A 13105-nucleotide genomic window follows, 5' to 3' on the forward strand; every position below is an offset into this window, starting at 1 on the left:
AATCATATTCATTATCGTATTCAAACGAATAATAGAAAAAGCTAAGTCCTTATGTATCAAGGGCTTAGCTCATATATTCTTACTTTTCTTCTTCTTCACTCATGAATGATAGCCAGATTTCACTAGATTTTTAAGGGTATCATCTCATTAATTAAATCAAAAATAGAAGAAGAAAAACAGCATTGAATATCAACAAGTATTTTACTGTTGGCATTCAAAATGGCATTCACTAAAAATTCTCATAAGCTGCGGCGCTTATACATAAGGCTACAACATAAAAAGGATGGTAAAGGGCCATCTTTTTTTGTACCCACATTCAAGGCTTACCCTATTTCTTCGTTAATTTTATGATTTTTGAAATATCATCAATTTCCAAAGCATCTGCGATTCTTTCGATATGCTCTAAATAAATCCTCTTCCGTTTTCCATTCGCAAGGTTACTTAAATTTGATGGTTCGATGCCGGATAGCCTTGCCAACTCTCTTAATGACATATTTCTTTCGGCTAATAGCTTATTTATCAACACTTCTACTTTTATTTCACTATGATCTGCACTCATTAGAATTTCCCCTATACTCAAAATTTTGTTGTCTGTATGAACATGATATAGTAAGATATTCTTACACTGTTGTTTATATAGACATGGGTTTTAGAAGTATGGAGGTATGACAGATGGAAGAACAGCCAAACAAAGTGATTAAGGACACGCAACCGATCAAAAAAGTTACTCACCAAGATATTTATACCTTGTATGACTTGGTGGAACAGCTCAATTCATGGAAAGAGCCGCTAAAGTTATTAGAAAGCTTTTTCGGCGATAAGAAGCGGCCAGTTAACAAGCAGCAGATTGCCAAACAATACTATGCACAGGCTAAAATTTTCAATGCTTTCGTTTCCGATTTTCATGACTTAACCAATAAAATAGACGATCAAATATCTAGTTTAAGACGAAGCGAAAAACTCTAAGGAACGCAAAGCGTGCCGGATGAACCTTACTCAAAAACAGGAGTGAGGTTTTTCTGTATGCGACTGTATATATAAAATAAAAGTCAGGATTTGTCAGGTTCTGGACATTTCAACGTTCCGATTGAAAAGGAGCGTTGAAATGTCTATAAATCCCCTTACTTTAGGCTTTCTATCCGTGTTGTTTTGAAATTAGACTGTGTTTGTTTTGTGTTTCATTTTGAAATGTTATACTATTCCTATCAGCAAGTAGTTTGCTGAAATATACTTGATTGAAATGAAGTGTTCCTATGGGCTTATTTGCTTTAATTATTTCGGTATTATCCTCCGCTCTCTCGTTATACACTTTTGCTAACCAGCACTTTAACAGACTTTATCGTTTAGGGATATCGGCTGACAACTTCATGCCAAACATAAAAGAAGAGATTCTCTTTGCCAGGATTACTTTTATCAATGAATCATCTACGCCTTTAACTATTTATGATACAAATATATTAGACGAAAACGGAAAAATATTTGCAGGAAATGATGGTCAATTAATCTTTGAGAAACGTACTGTTTCATCGTTTTTCAGAACTGGAATTTCCGTTATGACAGATGAATCTACATCATTGTTGCCAATTACGATAGCTCCATACTCTTATTCTTCCAGTTTCTACGCTTTTTTCTTAAGCGGTGAATCCGCAGAGACGATATACAACAAAAGCACTTATTATTTAGAAACCGAAACATCACACGGTCTTTTCGTAAATAAGCTAACAACTTTTAGTTTTAATTTTGAATACGAAACTAGATACAATAAGTCAAGACTTATGCGCATTTACTGGCATCAATCTAAATGGAGAAAATTCTTTAACCCAGAATTCCAAAATAAGTTAAAACTGCCAAAACTAGTGAAAATCAAGAGAAACAAAGAGCAATAGCTACCGCTTATAGTACTTAAATATCAGGTTTTATCAGGGTTATGAAATTCCTGTCCATTTGAAAACCAAGTTTTGCTAAGTCCGCTTAATTTACTATTTATTTTAAAAGTTAAGTTTTATTAAGTCCCATACGTGAACGAATATGAGGTTCTAAAGAATATGAATGTTAGCCTATACGGATGTCTTACACCCCCTTCAATAGAAATTACCATAAAAGTCTAGCAACATTGTAAACACGGTTGAAAAGGGCATAAAATACACGGGACAGACATTTTTGTCCAACACGATAAAATCAACATTTTCAGTAAATCCATTGAAAAACACGTGCAACACGTATACAATGATAGATGTCAGGAGGTATACGTGCACAATGCCAATGACACAAAAAGAACTGGTTAAACTTCTAGTAGCCAACGGAGGCGTAGAAGTCAAAGGCGGCAAAGGCTCACACGTTAAGGTGAGGTATCCAGGAGTTAACCGACCTATAACTGTCCCCAAAAGATCAAGAAGGGGTTAGAAATGGGGATATTGAAACAAGCTGGGCTTAGATAGCCCGCTTGTTCTAAAACGATGGGAGGAGAATAAGAATGTTAGTAACTTTTCCAGCATTATTTTACTTTGAACCAGAAAAAGACGGTTATAGCGAAGGGTATTCCGTCTTTTTCCCGGATTTTGAGAACTTCGGCGGAACTTGCGGCGATACGGTTACAGAAGCAATGTATATGGCTTCTGATTGGTTAGGCATAACTCTGGCTGATGATATAGAAAACGGCCGGAAAGTCCCTACACCGTCACAAATCAGCCAGCTATCACTTGTTGGGAATAACCCTTTTAAAAATGATGAAGAGCTTAATTATACTTACGATCCGGAAAAATCATTTATATCAATGGTCAGCGTGGATGTTTCTGAATACTTAGATAGCCAAGAGCCTATTAAAAAAACTCTTACCATCCCAAAATGGGCTGATAAACTAGGCCGGGAGATGCACTTAAATTTCTCTAAAACTCTCACCGATGCCATTGCTGATAAAAAACTCAATGTATAGAATTTAGTCCCCAGCTTCTTAAGATGTTGGGGGTTTTTGTACCCTACTATAGTAATTTCAATCTTAGCATTTCTAAGGGCTCTATACTTTATGATATTGGTGAGAAATCACTGGCATCTTTTTTAGAGAGAAAAATTTTTCTTATTTCCACCAATCGCTTCTGGAAGATGTCTCTTCCAGAAAACTATCAAAAAACGATACAAACCTTCAAAAAAATGTCAAAGAAGATTAAGCGATCCCTTGAACAACCTTATTCTAACGGCCCTTTGGAAAGCTTAAACAATCATATCAAGGTACTCAAACGCAATACTTATGGATTCAGAAGCTTTTATAACGTCAAACTCAGGATCAATCTCTGCTTTGGCGAAGCGCATTTCAAACTGAACAAAAAAGCCTAGAGAAAATTTCTCTCTAGACTCGACTCTATTTCTCTCGATTTTTCTTACCAACATTCGTTGACAAAGTGCCACTTAAATTTCTAAACGAATCATATTCGTTATCATATTCAAACGAATAACAGAAAAAGCTAAGTCCTTACATATCAAGGGCTTAGCTCATATATTCTTACTTTTCTTCTTCTTCAGCCATGAATGTATTGAACACTTCTTCGATCATATCCCATTCAGCATCTGTTTCGATCTGCTGCAGTTCACCTTCTGTGCCTTCTTCATTTTCAATATATGCGTAAGCCTGTAATTCCACATCTTCATCTTCAGGTACGCCGGCTGGATATAGAAGAACGTAATTCTTACCAAATTCTTCCTGTCCGTCAACAGTTAGAAGAATTTCATACAAAGTTTCATTCCCCTGTTCATCTACTAACGTAATATGTTCATGTCCCTCATGATTATGCTCTGTCATTGTCGTTCTCCCTCTTCTATAAATAATTTGGAAACATACTGTTACGCATTTTTTCCTGCACCGTCCAAATAATTTTGCAGAATCATTACAGCTGCTACCTTATCTATCACTTTTTTTCGTTTTGCACGAGAAGTATTTGCCTGTTCAACCAACATACGTTCTGCCTGAACAGTAGTTAACCGTTCATCCTGAAAAACAACCGGCAAGTGAAATCTTTCCTCGATTTGTTTTCCATAAGCCATGGAGGCCTCAGCTCTTGGTCCGATAGAATTATTCATATTCTTAGGCAGACCAACCACCATTTTGGTCACTTCGTACTCTTTGATCAGTTCACCTAAACGATCAAAACCAAACTCCTGTTTTTCTTCGTCGATTCGAATAATCTCTATACCTTGTGCCGTCCATCCCAAAAGGTCGCTGACAGCAACTCCAACAGTTTTTGATCCAACGTCCAACCCCATCACTCTCATCGAAGGTTGATACCATAACTTGATAGATAATGCTTTACAAGTTCCTCCATGATTTCATCCCGTTCATGACGGCGAATTAAATTCCGCGCATCTTGATAACGAGGAATGTAGGCCGGGTCTCCAGAAAGTAAATATCCCACAATTTGATTAATTGGGTTGTAACCCTTCTCTTCCAAAGCCCGGTAGACAGTTGCCAACGTCTCGCTTACTTCTTTCTTACGACTTTCATCAAAGTCAAAACGTACTGTTTCATCTGTAAAACCCATTTATCTACACCTCTTTTCTTTCATTACATACAGTTTCATTCTACTAGAAAGTAATTAAAACTACAAACAAAAATTCTTCCAATATAAACTAATATAGATAAAATTATTAAAAGAACAGCTAAAAAATCTGCATTTCTATTATATCTTATAAATTTCATCCTTCAGTTCTCTTTGCTCAATATCCTCAATCGGTTCATTTTTTTTGAGATAACCAGAGCTATCTAGCTTTTTATTCGCTTTCAAGCCATTATTAATAAAGAAATTACCTATTCTCAAAACTTCTGGAAACAATAAAAAAAATTCGGAAGTCCTGTTTTCTTCCGAATCCTCTGCTGGTTAACAATATCTAATTTTTCCACGTCTACTTCTCTTTTGCCATCAGTTTAACCAATAAAGCTTTCTGCGCATGAAGACGGTTTTCAGCTTCCTGATAAATGTAAGAATGATCTCCATCTATCACCTTTGAAGATACCTCTTCTTCTCTATGAGCCGGCAAACAATGTAAAAATATATAATCGGATTTTGCCTGCTGAACAAGTGAGTCGTTAACCTGATAGTCGTGAAAAATCTGTGTACGCATCTCTTGTTCTCCTTCATCTCCCATACTTGCCCATACATCTGTTACCACAACATCTGCATTTTTTACAGCTTCATATGGATCATCAGTTATAATAATCTGACTCCCTGAGGTGTTTGCAATTTTCTGTGCCTGTTCGACATATTCCGGGTTAGGCTGATACTCCTTTGGTGATGCAATGGCAATGTCCATACCAACGATGCTTCCGCCAAGAAGATAAGAGTGTGCCATATTATTTCCATCACCAACATAAGCAAGTTTAATACCTTTCAGCTTATTTTTTATCTCAAAAATAGTCATAAAATCTGCAAGAACCTGACAAGGATGATGATGATCCGTCAGTCCATTAATAATAGGAACGGAAGACTCTTTTGAAAATTCCTGAATCATCTGATCTGAAAATGTACGAATCATGATTCCGTCCACATAAGAAGAAATGACTTTTGCAGTGTCCTTAACTAGTTCTCCCCGCCCCATTTGCGTACTTTTAGTATCCAGAATAATTGCCTGACCGCCAAGCTGAATAATACCTGCTTCAAAAGAAACTCGGGTACGTGTACTGTTTTTTTCAAAAATCATAGCCAAGATTTTACCTGATAATACCGTCTTGTATTTTTCTGAATCTTTTTTCATGCCAATTCCCAGCTGTATAATCTCAATAAAATTTTCCTCTGTCAGTTCAGTTAAATCCAACAGACTTTTTCCATATAGTCCTTCAGTCATTTGCTATCTCCTCCAATACTTGACAGATTTTGTCAACTCCTTTTGCCAGATCCTTTTCTGTGATTGTCAGCGGTGGTAAAAGCCGCAGAACATTACTTCCTGCTTTCAAGACCAGTACACCAGCTAATTGTAATTTATCAATGGCCTGCGCCAAAATCTGACTGTTTATCAGTTCGATTCCGATCATCAATCCTGTGCCTCTTACCTCATTTACTACCCTATTTTCTTTTAATCTTGTGGAAAGCTCGTCAATTGTCTTCTTGCCTTTTACAGCTACATCTGATAAAAATTCTTCCTGATTAATCAGATCGATTACGTTCTCTGCAATGCTCATTGCCAAAAGATTTCCGCCAAATGTAGAGCCATGGCTGCCGGGTCCGAAAGAAGCTGCGAGTTCTTTTTTTCCAAGCATTGCACCAACTGGAAAACCATTCCCCAACCCTTTGGCCAATGTAATAATGTCAGGTACAAGATCATAACCATCTGACGCATAAAAGGTACCCGTCCGACCAATTCCTGTTTGTATTTCATCAACAATCAGCAGACTCCCATTGTCTTGGCAGACTGCTTTCAGTTCTTTCAACCATTCCTGTTTTGCGGGTATAACACCGCCCTCTCCTTGAATAACCTCTACAATTACAGCAGCAGTATCATTATCAAGATGTTCTTTAAGACCCTCAAGAGAATTGTAAGGAACATAAATAAAGCCTGGAACTAGCGGATGATAGTCTGCATGAATTGAATCCTGACCTGTGGCACTCATTGCACCAAATGTTCTCCCATGAAATGATTGAAGAAAAGAAATAATTTTTGTTCGACCTGTGGCTTTTCGAGCAAGTTTAATAGCTGCTTCATTCGCTTCAGCTCCGCTGTTACAAAAATAAGCAACATACTCTTTTCCATCAGCAAGCTTCTCAGCAACTCTTTCCTGCAAACTATTCTTATAAAGATTTGGAATGTGCCAGACTTTTTGCGATTGCTCCTGAAGTGTCTGATTCAACACAGGATGATTATATCCAAGGTTGACAACCCCAATCCCGCTGGTTAAATCCAAATAACGCTTTCCCTGAGCATCCATCAGGCTGCATTTATCTCCTTCAACAAATTCAATGCTTTTTCTAAGATAGTTTGGAAACAAATAACTCATATCGCTACCTTCTTTCCTATTATGACTGTTCCTTTGCTTAAGATATCATTAGTAATATGTACAGTCCCCACACCTTCTTTGATAGCTTTTTCCGTACCTTTTATTTTGGGAATCATACCTCCGGTTATCACTTGTTCCTCAATCAACGACTCAATATCGGAAATCCGCAATTCTTCAATATATTCGTTTCCGTATTTGATTCCTGCAACATCGGTTAACAAAAATAATGTTTCTGCCTTTAATTCCGAAGCAATCTGGCAGGCGGAATCATCGGCATTAATGTTCAGCCACTCTCCAGAATCGGTTATTCCTAAAGGGGCAACAATCGGAATATAATCTTTTTCAAGTAAATCAAGCAGTAAATCTGTTTGGATATCGATCACTTTCCCTACATGACCCAAGGTTTGTTTATCCAGATACTCACCTAAAATAATTTTATTACTTGATGTATTCAAGCCCACAGCTGAAAGATTTTCCTGCTGAAAACGGACAGTGATCATGGGCTGTACCTGTCCAATCAATACCATTTGAGTGATTTTTAATACTTCATCCGTCGTTACCCGCAACCCATTTTTATAGCAGACGGGAATATTCAGGCAATCCATCATCTCAGAAATATAGTGCCCGCCTCCATGGACAATAATAATTTTTTTTCCTTCTGCCTGCCATGCATGAATCTGACTGAAAAATCCTGGAGTCAATGTGTCTCCGGCTGCTCCCCCAATTTTAATAACTATTAAAGCCTTCATCTTTTTGTTCCTTTCTTCTATCTCATGTATGATAGAGTGCATTTATTTCGACATACTTATAAGTAAGATCACAACCCCAGGCTTTGCCGGCAGCCGCTCCTTCGTGAAGATCAACAGTTATTGTAATGGTTTCCTTTCCCAGCTTTTCCTTCATGACTCGTTCGTCAAAGTGCTGTGGCTGGCTGTGGAGTAATACTGGCTGACCCTCTATAAAAATGTCAATATTTTCCGGATTAACGAATGGGTCAGCATAACCAATTGCACAAATGATTCGGCCCCAGTTAGGGTCTGCACCAAACATCGCAGTTTTCACAAGAGAGGAGCCAACAATTTTCTTGGCAATCATTCGCGCAGACAACGGATCTTTTCCATTCGTTACTGTTGCTTCAATTAACTTTGTTGCACCCTCTCCATCTTGTGCAATCATCATTGCCAATGTTTTCATCACTTGATAAAGCATTTCCTGAAAAATTTCATATTCCTGAGTATGCTCCTGTATCTCTGAGATTCCAGAAGCTCCATTTGCCATGAGCAAAACCATGTCATTTGTGGAAGTGTCTCCATCCACAGTAATTTGATTAAAAGTTTCGTCAGTTATTTTCTTTAACATAGTCTGCAGTAGCTCTCTGGACATTGCCGCATCCGTAGTGATGAAAGCAAGCATTGTTGCCATGTTCGGATGAATCATACCAGAACCTTTTGCCACACCGGACATCTTTACCCTTCGATTTTCAATAACTACTTCAAGAACAATTTCTTTTGTTCGTGTATCGGTGGTTAAAATCGCTTCATGAAAAGCGGGTGCTTCTCCGCCTGTTTTATTTAAATGAGCAATTCCATTTTCTATTTTATCCATGGGCAGTTCCTGTCCGATAACTCCGGTCGAAGCCACAGCCACTTGGCTGCTGGAAAGACCGAGTTGTTTTGCTGCTATCTTCTGCATTTCTTTTGCATGAGTCAAACCGGCTGCTCCTGTACATGCATTGGCATTTCCTGAGTTAACAACCACTGCCTGCAAGGAATCTGAAGCAAGTACCTCTTTGGTAATTTTAATTGGTGCGGCCTGAACAGCATTCGTTGTAAAAACGGCAGCAGCTCGAGCAGGGTATTCTGAATAAATCCAACCAATATCTTTTTTCTTCCGTTTCAATCCGCTATGGTATCCGTCAGCGTAAAATCCCTTTGGTGAAGCGATGGTTCCATCTATTTTTTTCATACTCACTATCTCCCTATGGATATATCGGCACTTGCATGAGTCCATCTGTTTCAGAAAAACCTGCAAAAAGATTCATATTCTGAATCGCCTGTCCGGCTGCCCCTTTTCCTAAATTATCAATAACTGTAACAATTGTTGCCATCTTCATTTCCTTATTTACTGCAAGCCCGATGTCACAGAAATTTGTACCCGCAACCTGCTTAATACAGGGAAAGCATCCCTCTTCCTGAATTCGGATAAACGGTTTTTCCATATAACATGATTTGTATAGATTCACCAATTGTACACAACTTAACACGTCCTTCAACTTAACATAAGCAGTCACAAGTATTCCTCTTGTCACCGGAATCAGGGAAGTCGTAAATTGAATTCCCTTTAGTTCAGGTGCCCAGTGTTGGAATTGCTGAACAATTTCAGGGATATGCTGGTGCTTATTCATTTTATAAACACTCATGTTTTCATTTGCATGTGAAAAATGACTGGAAGCTGACATTCCTTTTCCTGCTCCAGAGAGACCAGATTTTCCATCTATAACAATTGAATCCAATTCTGCCAGCTGATTTTGCAACAATGGGGCAAGTGAAAGCTCAGAGGCTGTAGCATAGCATCCGGGATTTGCAATAAACTTACTGTTTAGATTTTCTCTAAATTCTGCAAGTCCATAATCAAATTTTTCAATTGAAGAAAAATGCTGAGCATCTGTTCCATACCATTTTTCATAAGCTCCAGCCTCTTTTAAACGAAAATCACCAGAAAGATCTATTACAGGAAAATCATTTTCTATAAATGGTAATGCAAGTTTTTTTGAGATTCCAGATGGTGAAGCTAAAAAGACTAGGTCGCTCTGATTCATTATTTCTTCGGGATCAACCGCTGTTAGCTTCATCGACAGTATTCCCTTCAAATGAGGATACTGCTGATCAACAGCCTGCGTTTCAGTTTGACTATGAATCGATATTATCTCTACATGAGGGTGATTGACTAAATAACGAATGAGCTCCAAACCGCCATATCCGGTTGCTCCAATAATGGATACTTTCATTTGTTTTAACCCTTTCCTTTTCGTTTTAATAAAAGACATGTTTTTCACATTATAGTTTTATACAGGGAATTCGTCAACGGTTTTTTATTAATTTATGTAGATAAAAAGGAAAAATATACATCAAAACCCTATTTAAATGCATATTCATGCCGAATGTGTATTTTTTCATGCAAAAAAAGCTGATCAGGTTCGCCCCGGTCAGCTGTATATTGAAGTAGCTTCATTTTATTTACATGTAATATTGACAGATTATAATTGCTGCTAAAATAAGAATACCCGGTAAATAATTTGATACTCTGATTTTTGTAATTCCAGCAATATTCATTCCAATCCCCAAAAACATCAAGCCGCCGATTGCACTGATGCCGGCCATCAATTCATCCATCAAAGGGTCTGGAACATATTTAATTAATACGCTCGCAAAGATTGTAATCAATCCCTGGTACAAAAATACCGGAATCGACGAAAAAAGTACGCCAACTCCCAGAGAAGCTGTCAGCATAATCGCCATGAACCCATCCATTACAGCTTTAGTATAAAGCGTTTGATGATTTCCTGAAACACCACTTTCGACAGCTCCTATAATTGCCATGGAGCCAATTAAAAAAATCAGTGAAGCAGTGACAAAGCCCTCTGCAAAATTACTTCCTGACTTAGCAAACCGTCGTTCAAGATAAAGTCCAAACTGATTCATTCGATCTTCAATTCTCAATGACTCACCGACCATTGCTCCCAGACACATGCTGATTAAAACGAGAATAAATGATTCCGACTTGATTGACATCTGAATACCCAAAAGAATTCCGCCTAATCCAACTCCTTTTGTAACTGTATCCTTCGTTGCCTCACTTAAATTGCGTAAAACCGCACCCGCCAAACTCCCGACAACAATTGCCAGTCCGTTGACAATTGATCCTAACAAAATCATTTAGTCCCCTCCTGTAATAAAAAGGCATGAAATCAATCAGGCGCCCCTGACTGATTTCAGCTGTAAACATCATTTTGATCAATCGCTCTCTCATTATAACATTAATTTTTCTGAAAATTACAAAAATATTGATTTATTTTTCCTGATTCAAGAACACTTTATAAGCCTCTTGATCATAGATCTTGTCAATTTCACCAATAAATTCTTTCGGCGGCTCCGGACGTACAAACCCATTTTTAAACTGATATAAGCCATCCTCATTGTTTAAACTGAATACTCCGCCAAAATCATAGCCGTCTTTCTTCTCTTTAATTGCCCATCTGATTCCTTCCCAGTTCACTAAATAGGGTGCCATCAAACCTTGATTTTCATGGGTGCTTCCTGCATACATATACCAGACCTTCCTTCCAGATATGAAGCAAAGTCCGCCGGCATCAGGTACGCCATCAATAAAAACAAGGATAATCTTCATTCTGCCGCAGTCAAGAAATGCATCTGCCAATCGATCAAAATAGTCTTGAGGTCTATAAGAAATCTTGTGCCGTTCACTAGTCATGGCATATAATTTATAAAAAATGTCCAAATCCTTACGGTTAGAAGAGACTTTACTCTCCAATCCCTTTTTTTCGGCATAGCGAATACGGTATCTGGTTTTACTGTAAAATCCTTCCAATACCTCTTCTTCTGATTTTCCTTCTAAATTGACAACCATGTTATATCTTGGCTGAATCGTGTCTTTCCCGCCTAATTCCCGATTCCTTACAATAAATCCTGCTGCTCTCAAACTCTTGTTAATTTCCTCACAGTAAAGAAATTCAGGATCCATTCTTAATAGAAAAACCTGCTGCTTTTTCAATTCTGTTTCTGCTTCACGGACTAGTCTGTTTATATATTCTAAAGAAAATTCATTCATCACCGGTCCCTTTGAAACGTAGGCAAATTTCTTTTCTCCAATATTTTTAACCATTAACACAGACATCGCAGCAACAATGTCACCTTCTTCTTCTAAATAAACATATAGAGGTTCCCAGTTATTTTTCACATAGCTCCATCCTGTTTCCTGAGTCACAGAACTGAACGCTGCATTTCGAATAAATGTATCATATGTTTCCATTTCCGAATGATTTGTACTGTTGATTATAGGCATATATTTTTTCCGTCCTTTTTTCGTATCATTTACAAATAAATAATACGAAAACAAGCTTAGACATACCTTAAAACTGTCAAACTTCTAAAAATCGGACAACAGAAGTAGATATCAATTTTTCCCATACAAAATACCCCTATCTAGGATTTTATTATTTCTCTGTCCTAGATAGGAGCAGCATATCACTTATGTCGCACCTTCATTATGCATTCTGTTTAAATTATTAAATCGAAAACAAATCTGTTGCTGATTCGGGGTCAGTATCATAAACATTGAACGTGTGACCGACACCAAGTCCATACTCTTTCAAAATAGAAGTCATTGCCATTTGCGCCAATTCCTTCATATTATTTTCCTTGCTCAAATGTCCAAGATAAACTCGTTTTGTATGAGCACCGATCACATCAGCCATAACCAACGCACCATCATCATTTGACAAATGCCCATGATCCCCTAAAATACGTTGTTTCAGGCTCCATGGATAGGCACCGGCACGAAGCATTCCCAAATCGTGATTGCTTTCAATCAGGTAGGCATCTGCATCTCGCACAGTCCCCCGGAGATGATCGCTGCAGTAGCCTGTATCTGTCAAAATAACGAAGGATTTATTATCCTTATAAAATCTATAAAATTGAGGAGCTGCCGCATCATGAGAGACACCAAAGCTTTCAATGTCCATATCACCTAACGTCAGTACCTTTCCCATTTCGAAAATATGCTTTTGCTCCAGTTTCACATTGCCAATCATTGAATCCATGGCCTGCCAAGTTTTTTCATTGGCATAAACATCCAGATTATACTTTCTCGCCAGTACTCCTACCCCATGAATATGATCTCTGTGTTCATGAGTGACCAGAATAGCATCCAGCTCTTCCGGTTTACGGTCTATTTCAGATAATAGTGATGTGATTTTCTTACCGCTTAACCCGGCATCTACCAAAATTTTCTTTTCCTTTGATTCTATAAAAAGGGAATTGCCTGTACTTCCGCTGGCAAGCACACTGACATTAAATGCCTTTTCCTGCTTCATTTTTCCTACGCTTCCCT

General features: G+C 37.9%; 15 protein-coding genes and 2 pseudogenes. 5 read left to right on the plus strand and 12 right to left on the minus strand.

What is annotated here, in order from left to right; genetic code table 11:
• Positions 1-328: 328 nt before the first annotated feature.
• A complete protein-coding gene (locus LI951_RS02660; protein WP_229441174.1) occupies positions 329-559 on the minus strand; it encodes a helix-turn-helix domain-containing protein in 231 nt (76 codons plus the stop codon).
• Positions 560-672: 113 nt separating this feature from the next.
• Between LI951_RS02660 and LI951_RS02665 the strand changes: the two genes are divergently transcribed.
• From LI951_RS02665 to LI951_RS02685, 5 genes and pseudogenes are all read left to right on the plus strand, one after another.
• Positions 673-966 (plus strand): hypothetical protein, encoded by a 294-nt coding sequence (locus tag LI951_RS02665; RefSeq protein ID WP_229441175.1) that lies wholly within the window; start codon positions 673-675, stop codon positions 964-966.
• Positions 967-1253: 287 nt separating this feature from the next.
• On the plus strand, positions 1254-1886 hold the full coding sequence (locus LI951_RS02670; protein ID WP_202068045.1) for a hypothetical protein: 633 nt from the start codon (positions 1254-1256) through the stop codon (positions 1884-1886).
• A gap of 370 nt (positions 1887-2256) precedes the next feature.
• Positions 2257-2438 (plus strand): annotated as a pseudogene (locus LI951_RS02675) (type II toxin-antitoxin system HicA family toxin).
• A gap of 35 nt (positions 2439-2473) precedes the next feature.
• On the plus strand, positions 2474-2932 hold the full coding sequence (locus tag LI951_RS02680; protein WP_202068043.1) for a type II toxin-antitoxin system HicB family antitoxin: 459 nt from the start codon (positions 2474-2476) through the stop codon (positions 2930-2932).
• Between the two features lie 173 nt (positions 2933-3105).
• A pseudogene (locus LI951_RS02685) lies at positions 3106-3330 on the plus strand (transposase); the annotation flags it as partial.
• A gap of 166 nt (positions 3331-3496) precedes the next feature.
• On the opposite strand, the gene LI951_RS02690 reads toward LI951_RS02685, so the two are convergent.
• The 11 genes from LI951_RS02690 to LI951_RS02740 all read right to left on the minus strand — a co-directional run bounded on the left by LI951_RS02690 (position 3497) and on the right by LI951_RS02740 (position 13088).
• A complete protein-coding gene (locus tag LI951_RS02690) occupies positions 3497-3793 on the minus strand; it encodes a DUF1292 domain-containing protein (protein ID WP_229441176.1) in 297 nt (98 codons plus the stop codon).
• A gap of 41 nt (positions 3794-3834) precedes the next feature.
• On the minus strand, positions 3835-4263 hold the full coding sequence (gene ruvX, locus LI951_RS02695) for a Holliday junction resolvase RuvX (protein ID WP_202068040.1): 429 nt from the start codon (positions 4261-4263) through the stop codon (positions 3835-3837).
• The gene (locus tag LI951_RS02700) at positions 4260-4529 is read right to left on the minus strand and encodes an IreB family regulatory phosphoprotein (protein ID WP_202068039.1); all 270 of its coding nucleotides are present in this window, start codon (positions 4527-4529) and stop codon (positions 4260-4262) included. Before LI951_RS02700 ends, ruvX begins: the two co-directional genes overlap by 4 nt.
• A gap of 361 nt (positions 4530-4890) precedes the next feature.
• Positions 4891-5829 carry an ornithine carbamoyltransferase gene (gene argF, locus LI951_RS02705; protein ID WP_229441177.1) on the minus strand — a complete coding sequence of 313 codons (939 nt, stop codon included), beginning with the start codon at positions 5827-5829 and terminating at the stop codon, positions 4891-4893.
• Positions 5822-6976, minus strand: a complete 1155-nt coding sequence (locus LI951_RS02710) for an acetylornithine transaminase (RefSeq protein WP_229441178.1) — start codon at positions 6974-6976, stop codon at positions 5822-5824. Before LI951_RS02710 ends, argF begins: the two co-directional genes overlap by 8 nt.
• The gene (gene argB / locus LI951_RS02715) at positions 6973-7725 is read right to left on the minus strand and encodes an acetylglutamate kinase (protein ID WP_229441179.1); all 753 of its coding nucleotides are present in this window, start codon (positions 7723-7725) and stop codon (positions 6973-6975) included. The genes LI951_RS02710 and argB overlap by 4 nt, the downstream gene beginning before the upstream one ends.
• Before the next feature lie 22 nt (positions 7726-7747).
• Complete coding sequence (argJ, locus tag LI951_RS02720; RefSeq protein ID WP_229441180.1) at positions 7748-8941, minus strand: bifunctional glutamate N-acetyltransferase/amino-acid acetyltransferase ArgJ; 1194 nt, start codon at positions 8939-8941, stop codon at positions 7748-7750.
• 13 nt (positions 8942-8954) lie between these two features.
• Positions 8955-9983: an N-acetyl-gamma-glutamyl-phosphate reductase gene (gene argC / locus LI951_RS02725; protein WP_229441181.1), complete on the minus strand. Its 1029-nt coding sequence runs from the start codon at positions 9981-9983 to the stop codon at positions 8955-8957.
• A gap of 229 nt (positions 9984-10212) precedes the next feature.
• The gene (locus LI951_RS02730) at positions 10213-10911 is read right to left on the minus strand and encodes a DUF554 domain-containing protein (protein WP_202068033.1); all 699 of its coding nucleotides are present in this window, start codon (positions 10909-10911) and stop codon (positions 10213-10215) included.
• 133 nt (positions 10912-11044) lie between these two features.
• Entirely contained in the window at positions 11045-12058 is a 1014-nt protein-coding gene (locus tag LI951_RS02735) for a lipid II:glycine glycyltransferase FemX (protein WP_229441182.1), read from the minus strand.
• Between the two features lie 223 nt (positions 12059-12281).
• Positions 12282-13088, minus strand: a complete 807-nt coding sequence (locus tag LI951_RS02740) for an MBL fold metallo-hydrolase (RefSeq protein ID WP_202068031.1) — start codon at positions 13086-13088, stop codon at positions 12282-12284.
• Between the last annotated feature and the right edge of the window lie 17 nt (positions 13089-13105).

Origin of the sequence: Enterococcus sp. BWT-B8 (assembly GCF_020567625.1) — a bacterium.
Lineage (GTDB): Bacteria > Bacillota > Bacilli > Lactobacillales > Enterococcaceae > Enterococcus_L.